Origin of the sequence: Microcoleus sp. B4-D4, from assembly GCF_036705185.1 — a bacterium.
GTDB lineage: Bacteria > Cyanobacteriota > Cyanobacteriia > Cyanobacteriales > Microcoleaceae > Microcoleus.
Genome location: NZ_JAUBTX010000014.1, coordinates 47,816 through 65,877, shown reverse-complemented (window position 1 = coordinate 65,877; position 18,062 = coordinate 47,816). Strand labels below are relative to the sequence as shown.

At 45.6% G+C, this 18,062-nt stretch carries 19 protein-coding genes; 7 read left to right on the top strand and 12 right to left on the bottom strand.

Annotated elements, in window-relative coordinates:
- Positions 1-51 precede the first annotated feature (51 nt).
- Positions 52-1,440, bottom strand: a complete 1,389-nt coding sequence (locus QUB13_RS13445) for an NB-ARC domain-containing protein (protein WP_333381464.1) — start codon at positions 1,438-1,440, stop codon at positions 52-54.
- A 296-nt stretch (positions 1,441-1,736) separates the two neighbouring features.
- Between QUB13_RS13445 and QUB13_RS13440 the strand changes: the two genes are divergently transcribed.
- Entirely contained in the window at positions 1,737-2,468 is a 732-nt protein-coding gene (locus tag QUB13_RS13440; RefSeq protein ID WP_333381462.1) for a hypothetical protein, read from the top strand.
- A 303-nt stretch (positions 2,469-2,771) separates the two neighbouring features.
- On the opposite strand, the gene QUB13_RS13435 is transcribed toward QUB13_RS13440, so the two are convergent.
- From QUB13_RS13435 to QUB13_RS13395, 9 genes are all read right to left on the bottom strand, one after another.
- Positions 2,772-2,987, bottom strand: a complete 216-nt coding sequence (locus QUB13_RS13435; RefSeq protein ID WP_333381459.1) for a hypothetical protein — start codon at positions 2,985-2,987, stop codon at positions 2,772-2,774.
- Between the two features lie 271 nt (positions 2,988-3,258).
- On the bottom strand, positions 3,259-3,594 hold the full coding sequence (locus tag QUB13_RS13430; RefSeq protein WP_333381456.1) for a XisI protein: 336 nt from the start codon (positions 3,592-3,594) through the stop codon (positions 3,259-3,261).
- 31 nt (positions 3,595-3,625) lie between these two features.
- On the bottom strand, positions 3,626-3,754 hold the full coding sequence (locus QUB13_RS13425) for an element excision factor XisH family protein (protein WP_333381453.1): 129 nt from the start codon (positions 3,752-3,754) through the stop codon (positions 3,626-3,628).
- 359 nt (positions 3,755-4,113) lie between these two features.
- Complete coding sequence (locus QUB13_RS13420; protein ID WP_106332056.1) at positions 4,114-4,446, bottom strand: DUF5615 family PIN-like protein; 333 nt, start codon at positions 4,444-4,446, stop codon at positions 4,114-4,116.
- Entirely contained in the window at positions 4,443-4,673 is a 231-nt protein-coding gene (locus tag QUB13_RS13415; protein WP_106148543.1) for a DUF433 domain-containing protein, read from the bottom strand. The genes QUB13_RS13420 and QUB13_RS13415 overlap by 4 nt, the downstream gene beginning before the upstream one ends.
- A gap of 78 nt (positions 4,674-4,751) precedes the next feature.
- The gene (locus QUB13_RS13410) at positions 4,752-5,372 is read right to left on the bottom strand and encodes a Uma2 family endonuclease (RefSeq protein ID WP_333381447.1); all 621 of its coding nucleotides are present in this window, start codon (positions 5,370-5,372) and stop codon (positions 4,752-4,754) included.
- 228 nt (positions 5,373-5,600) lie between these two features.
- Positions 5,601-7,841 carry a phosphoketolase gene (locus tag QUB13_RS13405; RefSeq protein ID WP_333381444.1) on the bottom strand — a complete coding sequence of 747 codons (2,241 nt, stop codon included), beginning with the start codon at positions 7,839-7,841 and terminating at the stop codon, positions 5,601-5,603.
- Between the two features lie 307 nt (positions 7,842-8,148).
- On the bottom strand, positions 8,149-9,405 hold the full coding sequence (locus tag QUB13_RS13400; protein ID WP_333381441.1) for a COP23 domain-containing protein: 1,257 nt from the start codon (positions 9,403-9,405) through the stop codon (positions 8,149-8,151).
- On the bottom strand, positions 9,390-9,626 hold the full coding sequence (locus tag QUB13_RS13395) for a hypothetical protein (RefSeq protein ID WP_333381439.1): 237 nt from the start codon (positions 9,624-9,626) through the stop codon (positions 9,390-9,392). The genes QUB13_RS13400 and QUB13_RS13395 overlap by 16 nt, the downstream gene beginning before the upstream one ends.
- 9 nt (positions 9,627-9,635) lie before the next feature.
- Between QUB13_RS13395 and QUB13_RS13390 the strand changes: the two genes are divergently transcribed.
- Complete coding sequence (locus tag QUB13_RS13390) at positions 9,636-9,827, top strand: hypothetical protein (RefSeq protein WP_333381436.1); 192 nt, start codon at positions 9,636-9,638, stop codon at positions 9,825-9,827.
- 47 nt (positions 9,828-9,874) lie between these two features.
- Here QUB13_RS13390 and QUB13_RS13385 read toward each other — a convergent pair whose 3' ends face one another.
- Positions 9,875-10,408, bottom strand: coding sequence for a COP23 domain-containing protein (locus tag QUB13_RS13385; protein ID WP_333381433.1), 534 nt, complete (start codon positions 10,406-10,408; stop codon positions 9,875-9,877).
- A 794-nt stretch (positions 10,409-11,202) separates the two neighbouring features.
- Between QUB13_RS13385 and QUB13_RS13380 the strand changes: the two genes are divergently transcribed.
- Together QUB13_RS13380 and QUB13_RS13375 are read left to right on the top strand one after the other, a co-directional pair.
- A complete protein-coding gene (locus QUB13_RS13380; protein ID WP_333115691.1) occupies positions 11,203-11,808 on the top strand; it encodes a hypothetical protein in 606 nt (201 codons plus the stop codon).
- A gap of 93 nt (positions 11,809-11,901) precedes the next feature.
- Positions 11,902-13,278 (top strand): cytochrome P450, encoded by a 1,377-nt coding sequence (locus tag QUB13_RS13375; protein ID WP_333381420.1) that lies wholly within the window; start codon positions 11,902-11,904, stop codon positions 13,276-13,278.
- An 807-nt stretch (positions 13,279-14,085) separates the two neighbouring features.
- Here QUB13_RS13375 and QUB13_RS13370 read toward each other — a convergent pair.
- The gene (locus QUB13_RS13370; protein WP_194010724.1) at positions 14,086-14,373 is read right to left on the bottom strand and encodes a hypothetical protein; all 288 of its coding nucleotides are present in this window, start codon (positions 14,371-14,373) and stop codon (positions 14,086-14,088) included.
- Positions 14,374-14,870: 497 nt separating this feature from the next.
- Here QUB13_RS13370 and QUB13_RS13365 point away from each other — a divergent pair, with 497 nt between their 5' ends.
- The 3 genes from QUB13_RS13365 to QUB13_RS13355 all read left to right on the top strand — a co-directional run bounded on the left by QUB13_RS13365 (position 14,871) and on the right by QUB13_RS13355 (position 17,947).
- Positions 14,871-15,131, top strand: a complete 261-nt coding sequence (locus tag QUB13_RS13365) for a MoaD/ThiS family protein (protein WP_194010723.1) — start codon at positions 14,871-14,873, stop codon at positions 15,129-15,131.
- A gap of 993 nt (positions 15,132-16,124) precedes the next feature.
- Complete coding sequence (gene thrC, locus QUB13_RS13360; RefSeq protein WP_333381417.1) at positions 16,125-17,423, top strand: threonine synthase; 1,299 nt, start codon at positions 16,125-16,127, stop codon at positions 17,421-17,423.
- Between the two features lie 248 nt (positions 17,424-17,671).
- Complete coding sequence (locus tag QUB13_RS13355) at positions 17,672-17,947, top strand: MoaD/ThiS family protein (protein WP_333091109.1); 276 nt, start codon at positions 17,672-17,674, stop codon at positions 17,945-17,947.
- The last annotated feature ends 115 nt before the right edge of the window (positions 17,948-18,062 follow it).

Genomic DNA, 18,062 nt, shown 5'->3' with positions numbered 1-18,062 from the left:
GATGGTGCGCGGACTAAGAAATAAAGGGGTATTTAAGATAAGACGGCGGTTTCAACCACCGAGTCTTATGGTGGCATATTGCCTCAATACAGGTGAAATAGTGTAAAATTTTGCTTGTTGTTCTATCAAGCAGCGACGCGATAAAGATTGCAGCGCATTTACCAAATCTGAGGCGGGAATTTGGCTATTTTCTAGCAATTGGGTGAGGTTAATTGCATCGCTTGCTTTGGCTAATAAGGAGATTACTTGTTTTTCTAGTTCGGATAGGCGGCTAAATTGCTGCTGTAAAACATCTTTCAAATCTTCGGGCAACAATATGGTATCATTTGGTAATAACTGATTGACGCAGCCTCCCAATTCTTGAATCAGAGTCGCCACGCTTTTTAACCATAGGGGATTGCCTTGGTAGCGATGAATGAGTGTTTCAATGTTATCGCTTTCTGCTAACCCATAATCTATCAGAATTTTCCGTCCGGCTGCGATGTCTAAACCTTTGAGTTGTAAGGTGCGAATGGAAGTATTTTGGTTTTTAACTTGAGTCACTTCTCTGGGTTGTTCCCAACCAATTAACATCAAGCAGCTTTGATGGGATAATTTTTCTATTTGTTTGAATAAAGTGCGATATTCTTCGCATTCAGGTTTATATTTTCCTGCCAATTCGCCGCTACAAAAAAGGTTGTGAACGTCATCTAATATTATTAAACAGCGATGGTTTTGTAAATACTTAATTAACGGTAAGGGTTTCTGGTTGGTTGGGGAGGAATCTTGTTTTTGTGAATTGGAAAAAAGCTGTGTTAGGTTAGATTGAAATTTATCTATGGTGGGGAATTCGTCTAGGGTGTACCAAGCTGTGTACTCAAACTCGTGTTTGATTTGTTGTACGAGTTGTACTGCTAGGGATGTTTTGCCGATGCCGCTGATGCCGGTGAGGGTGATGAGGCGGCTGTGTTGTTGTAGAATCCAGGTGGTGAGGGTTTGGTGTTCGGGAGTGCGATCGTAGAAATCACCCAACTCCGGCATTTCGCTTAAATCTTGATGTAGAGTGTTGGTTTGTTTTGAGTTAGATGTTTCCTGATTTGGTGGCTGTGAGTTGGGTAGTTCTGGTGGGTGTCTAGCTTCTCCACAGATGTTAACGCTGTTAATTTGCACCGATTCTTCTTGTGCAACGTTTGAATATATTGAAACTTCCCACCTCTCCATTGCCGATCTAAAATTTGTTTTATTAACATCTTCCCCTAACTCCTCTGAAAGTATCTGCCATAATTCCGATCCGATTTCCCTGATGCGACTTTCAGAACAGTCAAAGTCTTTCGCTATTTCTTTGTATGTCTCGCGTTGTAGAGTTCCCCGCAGTACCGCTGCTTGTAAATCGTCAAGGTGCTGACCCGTTTTCTCGAAAACTATGCGATCGGCGAGGTTTAACATTTCTTTAAGATTCATCTGGCAGGGAGATGCGAGAGTTTTGTGTATTGTAGCTCACAACTGCCAACATTTTCGTACATTTTCGTACATTGTTCTACATTTTCGTACATAATTAGATTAAACAGAGTGAAATTGGCAACAAAGTAGCGACAAAATAGAACATTTTTTGTGTAGACAAACGTTGAAGATATAAAACAGAATAGAATAAGTCTTTAAGAATAAATTCCTGCGTATTCTGTAAACAACGGATGGTTAGACGTCAAAGTTTATAAGGTATCCAGGGTAGTCACAACAAGTATATTGAGGTAAGTGTCATGGAAATTGTGCAATTAGTATTCTACTTCCTTCTGGGTATTCTCGCTCTCGGGATTGGTATTTATTTCATTTTTTCTCCGTTTGCTTTGATTCTTGGGTTATTTAACCCCCGTATAGTTCTTGACGATAAAAAACCGCAAACTCGAATGAGAGTTTTAAAACGTTATGGCGTTACCAGCGTTATTATTGTTGGGATTGGTTTGGGTACCTTATCTTCTGCTAGCGCTGAAGATAGCGCCTATAGGACAGACTATTCCGTCTCTTCTACAACATCCAGCTATGCACCCAAAATTCAAGAAACTACACTAGCTTCGACACCTGTTGAAACAGAAACTTGGATTAATGTGAGAGGTAATCGGGCGGTTCAAGTAGATAGTATTGAAACAATAGATCGCATTGCTCCTAATAATAGTTTTTTCAAGCCAGTAGAAGCACAAGGCGGTCAACTTGTTATGGTTGAGCTAAAAATTAAAAACACAGGACAAGAATCTGGTAGTATGGCATGGTCAAATTACCAGTTGATTGATAGCCTGGGGCGGAAATATGACGAGATTAATGACTTCTCAGAAACCTTAACTATTAAGGAATGGCTTAAGGGAAATGGCAGAGAAGAGTCTAGTAATCAGTTATTTCCAGGACAAATTATCGAGGCTGTTAAAATATTTCGCGTCGCCAGTGATGCTGCGGATTTTAAATTAACAGTTAATGGTAAGCAGATCGACATTAACTAGGCTGCTTTTTCCATATTCCACCATTTCAATACGATCGTACCAGCATCATACAGATTCTTTTGCCACTTTACAGTAGGTTTGTTTGAGGAAAGAAACCCAAATATTGTGGCATTTATTGTCCCTTTATTATTAGTTTCTTGTCATCAAAATAGAAAACTAAGTATGGCTATGATTGACGGATAGCGCTCGGTCGCTAATAAAAATCTTTAAGTTTCTCTTGTAGGTTGCATTACGATTGCATAATCGTTATTTCAGCGACTAATTACTAACTAATGGATACAAAACAATCCAATACAAACTGCATTAAAATCTGCACACTTCTCCTATCATCTGACCGATTGAGCTTTTATTCAAAGCAATTTCTTGCTGCAGTTTTAGCATTCTAGCAATTCCTGCTTGAAGAGATTTTTTAGTAGTCAACTTTCCCCAAGCGTTATACTTCGGCTTAGCTTCCTTAAATGGTAGATGCTCTACAACTACTACCACTTCAACAGAAGCATCTTTCAATTCAGCGGGCATTGGGAGAAGCAATATGCCATCACATCCAATAGGCGAGATCAGTGTCATTGTGTCCTAGCCCGACTCCAAAAAATTCGAGCAATTTTAGTTGACCTCAAAGCTGTTCACCCTTACCAGTATCTTGATCGATCGTCTAGGTGCTATTGGATGGCGAAGGATCTCGCCCTTCACACCAAATACCAAACAGTGCGATACTTGCATCAAGAGCGATCGCCCCATAACGCATAAAGAGCGATCGCTCTTTATGCAACCAAAAGCATCAAAGTTAGTTTTAACTCACTGCAAATTCTGTGAACTGACGCATATAAGGTGGATGAAACCCAACCACAATATCCGACTTCGGCACACCTATATCAACCAGCTCTTGCCCTAAATCGATTTCTGTTCCATTCTGCTGAATCCAGATTTTCCCATCCTTAATATCGAGATGTATAGGACAACCGTAAACTCGCTGTTTGTTATCCCAACCCACTCGAACAACTTGATAACGATCGTGTTCTGTGTCAAAAACAACTTGCACCTCTACTTCTCCATAAGAAGGCTTGTATGCAGCATATTTCGTGAGAACTTGTTTGATACAATCCCGATATTTTTCTACTTTTTCCATAAAGCTATCACCTCTTCTTCTACGTCATATACTAATAATTTGAACTGTAATCTTCCACAACTGCGATTGTAAATTCACGCTTGAAGAAATCGTTATACGCTGTCAAAGGAATTGCCAAAAATAGCTGACGTTGGGGGTCTTTAAACTTGAGTGCTGACATAAAGCCCTGATGACAAATAACTACAATTATACTGGCGTTAATTGAGATGTGTGAGCGCAATAGTCATTACAAACACAAAAGGAATGTCCGTATCCCTATCTATCGAAAGCTTACCACCATTTCGCAAACCCCCAAAATTTGGCGGAGATCCTCATGAATTGCTGAGCATCGGGTAAATCCCTTCAGTGGTGCGATCGCCCTTCACACCAAATACCAAACACTGTGATAATTTTACGAGTTGCGTGAAGCGTAGCTATCCCGCAGGGCGATCGCCCTTTCTTGTTTCTGATGAGCGAGATCTTAAAATGAAAGAGCGATCGCCATTGGTAGGCAATTAACTTAATTGAAAAGTTTATTCGTCAATAAAGCTCAAGACAATCCAAAGTAGCGCTATCGCTCAATTCTTGAATTGCGTCTGCTCCAGCTCGAAGCATTGCTTCCACACTGCTGGTAGGTGTATTGCCACACCGCAGCCAAATCACCTTTGGCGGAGAACCATAAAGACGGCTTCTTTCTGCAAAATCAGCATCCTGAGTAACAATACAAAACCCTTGAATTTTAGCTAAATCCCAAATTTCGCTATCCATAGCTTCTGTAAACCCGTGAAACTGAACATGACTAGCATCCGGGAAGATATCAGCCAAGCGATTCACTAACTTCCGGCTCAAGTTTTGATCGAACAGTAATTTCACCTTTCACCTACTACGGCAATTAAACGATGTTCTCTATCGGCAGCAAATTCAAGACAAGCTCTAATATCTTCCTCTGTTAACTCTGGGAAGTCATCTAAAATTTCTGCATGAGACATACCAGCAGCTAACCAGCCCAAAACATCGTACACGGTAATCCGCATTCGTCTGATACACGGCTGGCCACCACGCTTACCTGGTTCTATTGTAATGATGTTGCGATAGCTCATGGGAAAGGGAATTTGGTATTTATAAAGCCAGTTTAGCCTAATTTTCCATTCTTTTGGTGTTCTGCCTCACTAGACAAATTAATTGTTCCTCTCTTCTCTCAACTCCTGATGCCCAATTCCCTTCAAAAACTCCTTTCTTGCCTCAATCCTTGAAGGCATTAAAACACAACGCACCAACAATTCTAAATCCAATTCCGGCAACAAATCACTTTTAGAAATTAGCTCATAATCATTCTCGCGCAGCCCATACACAGCCAACTGATTATTTTCCCAAAACCAGACTTCTGGAATGCGAAGTCGCAGATATTTAGCTAGTTTATTTGTACTCCCGCTAGTCATCGTTACTTCTACTGCTAAATCGGGATGTTCTTTCTTTTCACCTATATAATAAGACTCATCAGGCTCAAATGAGACATCTTTGGCTCGATTTCTGCGAGTTGCGCTTCCTACAGGGATAAAGTTAATCCCTTTCTCGAAAAAGTAAAGTGCTATAAATATAGCCAAAATACTTTTTATCTCCTCATGTGCTTCGCCCAATGTCATAAACTCGATCCACCCATCAAGATAAGTTATCCGCAAACCAGAAGAGTTTGCCATCAAAGACTCTATAGCCTCAAATTGCTCCCAACTATAATAACCGGGCAGAATTAATCGCTGTTCCCCAAGCGTAACTACTTCTTCTAAAACTTGTGCAGTCACAGCTATCACCATCCTATTTTAAATATTGCTAGCCCCTACCTAGTAAAAACCAGGCAGGGGCATTCTTTCACATTCTAACTTAGGATCGAAAACTTAATAACTTAAACACCTCCTACAGTCCTCTCTCCTGTAAGTTGCCTTCCTCAAAGGAGGCAGAGCCTCCGGATCTGCATTACCAGGCAGAGCCTGGTAACGAGCTAGTTCATTAAGTTATTAAATTTTCATTCCTTAATGAACTAGCTCGATCGCCCTTTTAGTCAACGCCTCAGCAGTCAACCCGTTAAACGCCATCAACTGACCCGCACTAGCAGTAGTTTCCCCCCGCTTCCAAGCAAAAGTATCACGCGGGCAATTGCTGCGTAGCATCACCGGCTCCAACATCCCAGAAGCACCGCCTGTCACGCCAATCAAGGCATCTCCACCAAACATTTTGGCAAAATTCTCATCGCTCAAAAAGCCGCCGTCAGCTTCCGAACAAGTATCCCAAGCAACATCGCTTGGACGGTACAAGCGGCGCGGATTCACAACAGAAACAATCCGCACTCCAATCCCTTCGGTTTCCAAAAATGCTGCGGCTTCAAACACCGGTATTAAAGTCATGTCGCCGACAACAGCAAACACAACTTTCTTGCTTCCCCCTTGATTTTGGGATGCTTGCGGAGAATCAATTTCGTGCAGCACTATTGCACCGTCTTGCAAAGCTTGGCGAGTCTGTGCAAAAGTAGTGCGAATTGGCAGCGGCGACTTGCTCGCAGTAATCACAACTCCCTTATTTTTAGCACTCAAAGCCCACTCGTAACAAGCTTGAATACTGTTAGCATCCGGGGGAAACAAAGGAAAGACATTTCCGTTACGCATCATGGCGGCAAAATAAGCCTCAATTTCCGGGCGTTGGTGCGTCCAACCGTTGCGGCCTTGCTCCAATGCACCCGCTGTAAATAAGGTGACAGCAGCCGGAGTTGGACGGCGCAATTCTGCCATTGCTTGGGTAACAGTTTGCCAAATTGGTAAACCGTTAACGGCAAAAGATTCGTAGGAACACCACAAACTCCGCCCTCCAAACAGCGACAAACCTACAGCCAAACCCGCGCAAGCATCTTCGCTCAAAGGTTCGTAAACTTGACCGTTTGGCGATTGATTGTAGAGGTCATCTGTCGTCGGGTGAATGATTTTCAGAGCTTGATTGATGTTGGCAATTGCCGATGCTTCATTACCGTCAGCATTGGTGACAAGAAAAGTCCGATCGCACTCGCCGACTTTCGCTACCAAACGTCCCATTGCTGTTGTCGAAATCTTGGCTTCTCCGCCAACCGCAAATTCTTCTAAAGGCAATTCGCCCAAATCTGCCAGCGGCAATGTAAACTCAGTAACAACTGTTTTCGCTGCTGGCCCGCCGCCCGCGCGCTCGCAATTTGTCCGCACCAACTCCCAAGCAGCCACCGTCAAAGCGCGCTCTTTTAAAGCACTGATAATGTGCGGAGCATCCAGCGTATCTTTTGGATAAAGGTTGTGAGATTTCGAGCCGCGCGCGTGCACTCCGGCACCTTTCAACTGTTTGATAATAAACACAGTCAATTTGCCGCCGAGAGCAGATTTTGCGGCTTTGTCAACTCCTTGTAAAACAGCTTTGGTAAATGCCATGCGCTGTTCGAGTGAAAAAGCAGTGCTGTCAACATAAGCTTCCGGTTGATTTTTATCGTCAAATTCCTTAGCATCAACTAAGATGACTTCTTCAAAACCGTTTCCTTGCCAATAAGCAATCATTTCAGCATTAGTTTTTGTCGAAACCATGCTGTGATGTTCTTGAGAATATCCGTTCCAAACTAACACTGGTAAAAAGTTAGTAGCCTTGGGATAAGCAGTGTGGAAATGCGCCATGCTGCTCATGGGATAGGGTTCGCCCATGCCGCCGTCGCCCATTGTGAAAGCAAACAGTTTTCCGGGATGCAAAAGTGCTCCCGCCATTGCAAAATGCTGCCCTTGTCCGAGGGGGCCAGCAGGTGCTAAAAGGCCGGGAATGAAACCGGAAAGATGTCCTAACAAACCGTCTTTTTCGCGGAATTTATCGCGCACTTGCTGCACGTTGACAATTCCCATGTCTTCTAAAGATCGATCGAGAAACATGGCACTGTAAAATCCCGGCGCGTGGTGCCCGACTTCGGTGACAATGTTCTTGTGTCCGAGCATCACCAAAGCGGCGTAGGCCTCGGCTTGGCTGGCAAAACCCCCCGGATGTCCCGATGCCTTGCTGGCGGTGACTTGCAGCGTCAGGTAGCGCAGGGCATCTGCTCCCAGCATTGTTTGAAAGACGGCGGCGGGATCTGCCGCATCGGCGATCGACTTGCTTCCCTCGGCGATCGCGGGTGCTTTCCCGTAAGTCTCAAAACCCGGCATTGTCTCGGAGAAATACTGGATTCCTTCGCAAAAACTGGGGATGGCTGACGTTGCCTTCGACGTAGTTGCAGTCATGCTTGATACCTGAAAAATTTGGATTAGATTAATTTAACAGTAATTTTATAACTTATTTGTTGCAAAATATCGTTATTTCTGTTATTGCCAATTATAAATCATTCAAATATCTCAAACTTTTAGATGAGTGCGCCCGATATTTTCACAAGCAAATCAGCGCGATTTTGCCGAAAAAATATCGCCGATCAGATTTATTGCACGAGTCTTGGATCGCTATAAAAACCGCAGATTTCAGGCAGATAAACACAAATAAACGCAGATTTTTTTTCCAGATTTTTTCTAAATTTTGCCAGCAGTCTATTACAAATTAGGGCTCGCTAACATCTAACCCCAGCCGTTCCCCAACATTAATATAAACGGGAGTGCTACTTTCAAAAAGAGAAGGTCTAGCCTTCTGATTCCCCAGCCACACAAAGAAACTGCTGAGTGCTGGAGCCGGATCTTGATCGCGGCGCAGCGTGTAGATCAAACCTTCACAGGGCCCGTTAACGCGGCTGCTGGTGCAAATCACTTTCTGATTGTTTACAGTGCCTACAGTGACATAATTTAGCTGTTTGTTGCGGCTGTAATTTTCTAGGCGCTGAGTGACTTGTTTGCAGCGAGTCAGAGGATCGTAGCCAGAATCCGAAAAGAAATTAGAATTCCAGCGAATCCAAGGCTCCCTAAACCCTTGCGGATTTTGATAAACAGTCATCGGTTCGCCGGTGGAGGTATCGCAGACAAAGCCTCCTGGCCCCAGATTCGATTGAGTTTGGCTGTAGCCGCGCTGGATCGAAATATTGCTGAGAATATCAAACCCGTTAGGTTTAGCTTGCGATCGCAGCGACATCAAAGAATCGATCGGGATTGCTGCATTCAACCCTGTTTTAATTTCCTCAATTTGACCGTTCCACTGGCTGATCACCGTACCAACAGTATCACCCTGACCGTGAATTCCCACAACGGTGCCATCAGCATCAAATACAGGCCCGCCGCTCATGCCGCGCCTGGTGACAGCTTGATATCGCAGTCCGTATCCCGATGATGCGCGATCGAGACGAGAAGAAACAATACCAGCAGTAAATTCGAGTTTTCTTTCATACCAAGAAGCGATGGGCAGCGGATAGCCAGCAACGTAAATAGTAGAACCGACTACAGCACGTTTTGATTCGCCAATTGGCGCTACTGGATAATTTTCTCGGCTGTAAAACTGGATCAGAGCTAAGTCTATATCGCGGTCGTTTTTCGGCAGCCGCTGTATTCTGATTGCTCTATAATTTTTTTCTAAATGAGTGCGAATGCTGTATTCTTGGGCGAGGCTGGCAACAACGTGATTCGCCGTCAGAACTGTATAAATATTGCCTTGTTTTGCAATAATTACTCCCGAACCGCTTGTAGCAAAACCCAGCGTATTGTTAACTTCGACGGTGCTCAAAGTTGCTACCTGAGCAATTTCTTCCGCTGTTTTGGCACAAGCAGCATATTGTTGGCCGACAATTGCTGTCGCCGTTATTGCACCGGTCAAGATGATTGTCAGCGCCCCGAACCGCGAACTCCACAAATTCATCGCTAACTCCCCAGACATGACGAGACGAACTGCAAATATATACCGATCGGAATTCCCCAACTGGATTTAACCATTTTTTCCAATAATTCTCGCGTCGGCGCGCTTCCATCTTCAAAAGTATAGACCTCAAAACCGGGCTGTCGATCGCTGCCCCGATCGTTAATTGCCACCAAGAAACCTTTGCCATTAAAAATCCGGCGGCGGTTCACGGCAATTTTAACGTTATTTGTATACCGCAAGCTATAGCCTTGACAAAAAAAAAGATTTTGGCAGCAGCAACTCTACAAAACCCCGCGCTACTGCCAACACCTCAGCACCAGCAGGGAATCCGGTGGCGGCGACTGTCCCTACCGCCCTGCGTAGGAACTGCTGTCGATCGATCTGTTAACCGCAGATTTCAAGCGTACAAACACCGATCGACACAGATAATTCAATCTTGAAAATTGCCCAACCATTAAGCAAGGCTGGAGGATGGCGAAAAAATCGGCTATTGCGCCCCATCATCCGTGCTTTCCCCTAGTTTTTGCCTCACGTCAATGTAAGGAATGTTACGGGATTCATCAAAAGACGGCATCCCGACATATCCTTGACGCCAAGCTAACAAATTATATAAAGAGCCGATCGGGTCTTGGCCGGGTCTGAGAGTATAAATCAAATTTTGACACAAACCGTTGACTTGATTCGCCGTGCAGATGACGTTTTGGCTGTTCATCCGGCCTGCTGTAATGTACTTGAGCACCCGGTTGCGGCGATAGGTTTCGAGGCGCTGGCTGACTAATTGGCACCGAGTTTGTGGATTGTAACCAGAACCGGAAAAATAATCTGAATTCCACTCAATCCAAGGCTCTACCGCACCTTGAGAGTTTTGGTAAACCGTCACCGGTGCGCCCCTGACGGTACTGCACGAAAATCCCTTTTCCGTGGGTGAACTCCAGCCGTAACTAGGCTCAAAAGGCACTGTCAGGCTGCTGAGGGCGATCGCGCTTGTCGCCAAAACCTTCGTCAATAATTGCTGTTTCATGATGATGTTCTCACTATTTTTGATGGAATTCGGTAGAAAAATCACCAAATATTGCGATCGCACCCTGAATATGCCAGAGGCTGGCTGCTAAATTATGTTGTTAGCGACTGGCACCTTTGCAATACCAAATCCGGCTTAAATACCCGCTTTATTTCTTAGTCCGCCTCGGCGGAGGAAAGCTTGTACAGTCGAGGTTTCAACCGCCGACTCATCAGGGATTTTTAATGCGGATTTTGTTTTGTCACTGCACCGAAAGCCCAGTTATGCCACTCCGAAGCCCTCGTAAAATGCGCGGGCCAGTCAAAAATATGTCCTCATTACTACTAATCAAGGTCAAGGTTTCGCCAACCGGAAAAAAGCTGTTTAAATCAGACGGAATAAAGCGATTTGAAACGCTACATCACACCGCTGATAGGTTATTCAATCTGACTGGCAGTCTAGCGTTAGGAGCTTAATCTGATGAGATCCCGACCCTGCAGCAGCGTTGCACGCATCAAGTGCCTTAGCCGTTTACGTGAAACCACACTAAGATCCAGGTAGTAATAATAACTTTTAACTTTTTTCATCTACGTATATCTCTTGCACTGATTCACAAATTATCTGAAATTATCTAATCTAGAGTGTGCTTATCTGCTTTTAATCTGCGGTTTATGTATGGATCCAGAACTTATCCAAGACGTCTTGTATTGCGGATGCCGGGAAATAGTCATAAGTGAGTGTAATCAGGGAGTAAGTGCTTTCTACCACCAAAGTTCACCTTCCACGCACAGACGTTTAGTTGAGTATTAAAAACTATGAACCGTATCTGCAAACAGTTAGGGTATTTAGCCACTGGATTAATTTTGATGGGCGGTAGCAGTTGTTCCAGCTATGATGCAGCGAACTTAACCGCAAACCAGAGCCAATCGCAAACTAGCGCCGGTCAATTCGGAGACCTACAGCTAACGGGAAATCAACTTCAGGCTCGATCGACTCAAACAGCTCCGGCTTCTAACTTTATTTCTCCTGTTTTAGCCAGTGGAGTAGCATCAGAAAATACTGTCACCGTTAAAGTTTATAAGGTAAACAATCTCTGTCAAACTCTGAACCCGGAAACAGTAACAGGCACCGACAATCAGTTAATGTCATCCGTCATTAATGAAGTGTTAAAACAGCAGATTTTCGATAGTCTTGGCTTGGTTGGCTATCGGCTAACGATCGATCGCGACCTCGGAATAGCGACCCTCGATCTGCGGGCCTTCGGGAATTCCCGGCAGAAATTGCAAAATCTGTCGAGCTGTCAAATGCTAGGTTTGTTTGGAGGCGTGCGCCAAACTTTAACCAGTTATGCTCCTTGGCAAATCAAAACAGTGCGTTTTACAGAACTGGGACAGGACATTGTAAGCACCGTTCGAGAATAACCTCTTAAAATTATTGCAGAGGGTATAACCCGGTTTCTGCAGCAGTCCTATTTATGTTCTCCAAGTCCTTTAACCAGCACTACCACAATTTCTATGACCTTACCTGACGGCCCCAAAAACCCCCGCTTCGTGCAGCTAATTCAATGGATAGCCGATCCGCTGACATACATGGATGTCAGCGCCAAAAAGTACGGGGAGATTTTCACGACGCGGTGGGGGAACCTCAAACCATTCGTGATGATCCACAACCCGCAAGCGATCCAGGAAATGCTCAACAGCAAAGCGCTTGAGGCTCCAGGCGATATCAACGGTATTCTCAAACCCTTGCTAGGAGAACAATCGATGATTGTGATCTCTGGAGAAAAGCACAAACGCCAGCGCCAATTATTGATGCCGCCGTTTCACGGGGAACGGATGCGTAACTACGGTCAACAAATTTGCGATATTACTCAAGATGTTGCTAGCAAGTTGACGGTCGATCGACCTTTTGTGGCCCGCACCGCCATGCAAGAAATCACCATGCGGGTAATTTTGCAAGTAGTCTTCGGACTGGATGAAGGGCCGCGGTTGCAGCAACTGTCCCCGCTGCTGGCTTCAATTATCGATACAACAGGCTCTCCGCTGCGATCGAGTATGCTATTTGTGTCTTGGATGCAGCAAGATTGGGGCGCTTGGAGTCCTTGGGGACGGATGAAGCAGCAGCAGCGGAAAATTCAGGAACTGATGGACGCGGAAATTGCCGAACGCAGACAGCAACCAGACAGCAACCGCACCGACATTCTCAGCTTAATGATGGCCGCCCGCGACGAAAACGGCGAACCGATGACCAATGAAGAATTGCGCGACGAGTTGATGACGCTGCTGTTTGCAGGCCACGAAACCACAGCAACGGCCCTAGCTTGGGCATTTTACTGGATTCACAGTTTGCCCTCAGTGCGCCAGAACTTGCTGCAAGAATTGGACAGTTTGGGCGAAAATCCAGACCCGATGGAGATTTCCCGCTTGCCGTACCTGAGTGCGGTTTGTCAAGAGACACTCAGAATTTATCCCGTGGGAATGCTGACGTTTCCGCGAGTGGTGCGAGAGCCCGTGGAACTGATGGGACATCAACTCGAACCGGGTACGGTGGTTTTCGGCTCAATTTATTTAACCCACAGGCGCGAGGATTTGTATCCAGAACCGCTGCAATTTAAGCCGGAACGGTTTTTGGAGAGGCAATTCTCGCCTTACGAGTATTTGCCCTTTGGAGGTGGCAGCCGCCGCTGTATCGGCTTGGCGCTGGCGCAGTTGGAGATGAAACTGGTGCTGGCAACCATTTTGCGGGATTTCAACTTAGTATTGGCCGAGAAAAAGCCGGTACAGGCCAAACGCCGAGGGGTGACTTTAGGGCCGGCCGGTGGCGTGCGGATGGCTCTGCTGGGGCGGCGGATGCGGCAGTCAAAGCCTGAACCTGTGGTTAGTGGGGTTTGATGTTGTAGCTGCCAAGAATTAGGGAAGAATGGGCGATACCTTCGGCCTGCTTCGCTTACGACCCGCAAGCGCCCATTTTTTGTAGCACCCGCTACATAAAAACCGCTAGAATCCTTAACCTGTAACCATCACCCGCTCTCAAGTTTCAAATTTTAAGTCTAAAATGGTATGAACCTTGCAAACACAACCTGAAAGCAAAAGTGGGTGATTGCAATAGCCCTCTTGATATCTCGAAAGCTTGGCTGCCATACTTTAAAAACATATGCATACCCTGTTATTCAGCAAGGTCGGAAGCGTGTTGGCATTGCCTGCAATCTTCCGACCTCTTTATTTTTTGGGCTACTTTAGACCTTGAGCTTTCTGATGCAGAAGGCAAGGCAAAAGTAGAAATTCTCCCTATCTTCTCAACTCCGCTCTCTTCAATTAGAGTGGTTTCTCCTTAAATTGAAAAAGCATCCGCCACCAAGTTTAATAAATTTCTGTGGGTGATTGCAATAGTCCTCTTGATATCTAGAAGGCTTACCCGCCATACTTTAGAAACATATGCATACCCTGTTATTTAGCAAAGGTCGGAAGCGTGTTGGCATTGCCTGCAATCTTCCGGCTTCTTTATTTTTTGGGATTTGAAGACTTGCGGCTAGAGATGCAGAAAGCAAGACAAAAGTAGAAATTCTCCTCTCTCCCCATCTGCCCCTCTCCGCAATTAGGGAGGTTCTGCCTGCAATTGAAATAGAATCGGGCAGCAAGTTTAAGGAATTACTAAGGAATAGTTAATAACTTGTTAAACGCTCTTCTTCTGCCCCCTTCTCAATCTTCTGTTTTCAGGAATTCCGAAACCGAGACCGACTTGGGGAGGCTCTCGACATCTTTAATTTCGCTTTCGTGGGCAAAAAATTCGACTTCTTTGTCGTCAATTTCGATCTGATAGCTAGCGGTAGCAGTCACAATCCGCCGCTTTTTTTTATCTTCTATTAAAACCCAACACACGACTGGTCTTACCCACCTCTCAACGTGCTGGCTTTGCTTGGTACTTCCAAAGGCGTACCAGCCTTTAGCTTCAATAATTTGCAGGACTTTAAAATCGTTACTTGCCATAAATATCTCGATCGCGTTAATTTCACTATTATTCTTAGATAGAACGGCACGCTGGCTAAGCAGGAAAAGGCTTGGGGAATTATCATCTGGGCTGAAAAACCAGCTATTTAGTCTAAATTTAGCGATTTTCTAAGGCATGGTCTGGGTTGTATCCCGCTAAATTTAGTGCGATGTTTTTGTACTCTCCTACAATTACGGTCAAGTATTTATGCTGGATACTCAAAAAATAGTTTGGCAGTAGCCTCAAAAGCAGCCAACTAGACATGAGTTAAGTGCATTTAAGTGGATGCTAACTGCTTCTAACGCCTGGTTGTTGAGAGCGATCGGCATACAAGACTGTTCAAAATTTCTGTTGCAATCAACAGTCATGTTTGCCCGATCGGGTAAAACGCAACTAGAGATTGCTGTTTTCAATTCTAGGCCTCGGCGTGCCTAATTCCACATTAATTGTATGGTTTAGTTGATAATTGCCAAACTGTCGATCGCACAAAACAGCCGTGTCTAATTCTTCGATTACCGTCACCGTTAAACTGTTCGCCGCCTTCGGTGAAGCCTACGGCGTTTCCTTCCTTACTGTAGAACTCCCTCCCGAAACTCCAGTGTCTCAAGTGCTCGAAAACTCGATCGCCCAATATCCTCAATTAGAACAGTGGCGCGATCGCACCCGCTTCGGTGTCAACCTAGAATTCGTCTCTCCCGACACCATCCTCCAAGACGGCGACGAAGTTGTACTCATCCCCCCCGTCAGCGGTGGATAATACGATTTTGGATTTTGGATTTTGGATTGAAGAATTGGGAAAGCCCGCGCGGTTACTGCGGTGAATTCAGAAACCGGGTTTCTGGCGATATTTCTCGTGAATCAACCCAAAATCCCGTAGAAACCCGGTTTCTCGCCCGCGCGGTGAATTCAGAAACCGGGTTTCTGGCGATATTCTCGTGAATCAACCCAAAATCTCGTAGAAACCCGGTTTCTCGCCCCTGCGGTGAGTTCAGAAACCGGGTTTCTGGCGATATTCTCGTGAATCAACCCAAAATCTGGTAGAAACCCGGTTTCTCGCCCGCGCCTCAACCCTGTAGTTTGTCGTTTTGAGTCACCAAGCAAAAAAAACTTTATAAAGTTTTGAAATTAGTTTTGCAGCCAAATCATTCTTGAGTTCGGTTAAATAAGAGATTTTTCCTCTGAACCAACACTATTCTGCAGAGCCTAGAAACTTCTCTGAGAAAGAGATTGAGGACTATCCAGCCACCTGAATTTTCGGACAAAACACTGCTGCAAAATCAATCCCGACCAAAAAAGTCGGGTATGGTTGACGGGGTAGATCCACCGTGTTAATCTGTCCTAAGAATTAGAAAACATCGCAAAACTAAAGAGTTGAGCTGTCAGGAACTCAGGGCTAAAGCCACTGAGCTTGGTAAGAGAAATCGAACAAGCTATTCTGACCAGCCTAAGTCTTAACTGACTACGTTATTCAGGTCACGACACCGGGCGAATGCGAAGCTAGTTCCCTGCTCTGTCGCTAGCGGTTAAACAGTCTTAAAGTCACTGAGACAGTGCTGCTAGCCTAACAAGCCTTTATAACATTGGCGAAGCTAACATTACCCCAGAAATGGGGGTTTGAGGCAACCATACCTCATCGGAGGGGCAACCATACCCCTCCACCCCGCGAGGGGATTCAATGCGATTAAAATCGCCGAGCCGTTTTCCTCTCAGGACTGAAGTCGCTGAGTTTCCCACTTACCGAGTTTTTCTTATGACCCAAGCAACCAGAACCCAATCCACAGCAGCAACCTTCACAGCCCTCAAATGTAAAGAATGCGGTGAAGAGTACGAACTCCAAGCCAAGCACGTCTGCGATTGCTGTTTTGGCCCGCTTGAGGTCAAGTACGACTACGAAGCAATCCGCCGCCGCGTCACTCGCCAAACTATCCAAGCAGGCCCCAACTCGATCTGGCGCTACCGCGAATTTTTACCCGTCGCTACAGAGAACGTCATCGATGTCGGCACCGGCATGACTCCTTTAGTAAAATCCCACCGCTTGGCCCGCCGCCTCGGTCTAAAAAATCTTTATATTAAAAACGATGCCGTCAATATGCCCACTCTCAGCTTTAAGGACAGAGTGGTGTCAGTCGCCCTCAGCAGAGCGAGAGAATTGGGTTTCACAACGGTATCCTGTGCCAGCACTGGTAACTTAGCTAACTCCACCGCTGCGATCGCCGCCCACGCCGGCCTCGACTGCGTAGTTTTCATCCCCTCCGACTTAGAATCAGGCAAAGTCCTCGGCACTCTGATTTACAATCCAACTGTAATGGCAGTTCACGGCAACTACGACCAAGTTAACCGCCTGTGCTGCGAAGTGGCCAATACACACGGCTGGGGATTTGTCAACATTAACTTGCGTCCCTACTACTCCGAAGGCTCGAAAACCCTCGGCTACGAAGTTGCCGAACAGCTAGGCTGGCAATTGCCCGACCACATCGTCGCCCCCCTCGCTTCCGGCTCTTTGTTCACAAAAATCTACAAAGGCTTTAATGAATTCATCGAAGTCGGTTTGGTTGATGAGAAGAAAGTTCGGTTCAGCGGCGCTCAAGCTGACGGGTGTTCGCCGATCGCCCAAGCATACCGCGAAGGCCGCGATTTTGTAACGCCAGTCAAACCGAATACTATTGCTAAGTCGATCGCGATCGGCAATCCAGCAGACGGTATGTACGCCTTGGAAATCGCCCGCAAAACTAACGGGAACATCGAATCCGTCAGCGACACCGAAATCATCGAAGGCATGAAACTGCTAGCCGAAACCGAAGGCATATTCACCGAAACCGCTGGCGGCACGACGATCGCAGTCTTGAAGAAACTTGTAGAAGCAGGTAAAATCAACCCCGACGAAACCACCGTCGCCTACATCACCGGCAACGGTTTGAAGACTCAGGAAGCCGTCCAAGGTTACATCGGCGAACCTATCACCCTCGAACCGAAATTAGAAGCGTTCGAGCGCGCCCTAGAACGCGCCCGCACGCTCGAACGCTTAGAATGGCAGCAAGTTTCGGTTTAATTATTAGTCATTGGTCATTGGTCATTGGTCATTGGTCATTAGTTATCAAGCTGTGGACTGTTGACTGTTGACTGTTGACTGTTGACTGTTGACTGTTGACTACTAAGAGGGCGGGCACGCACCATCCACCGCCCCTACCTACCTACTGACTGCGGACTACTGACTACTGACTACTGACTACTGACTACTGACTACTTACCACTGACTACTTACTACTTACTACTGATTACTTACTAAGGACTAAAAAAATGACTGTTAAAGTTTTAATTCCCACTCCGCTGCAAAAATTCACCAACAATCAAGCCACTATCCAATGCGGCGGCGAGAATATTTCTGAGTTGATTGAATCCCTCGAATCAAATTGTCCCGGTATCAAAAAAAGCTTGTGCGATGAAAAGGGAGAACCCCGCAGGTTTTTGAATTTCTACGTCAATAGCGAAGATATCCGCTTTTTGGACGGCTCAAAAACAGCCCTCCAAGATGGCGATGAAGTGAGTATTGTTCCAGCAGTTGCTGGTGGTTGATTTTTGCTACCGCAGATGCTGGCAGATTAACACAAATGGACGCAGATAGAAGAATTAACGACTATCTGCGTTTTTTTGCGTTCGTCTGCGGTTGAAAAATAAATCCCTGGCTTTA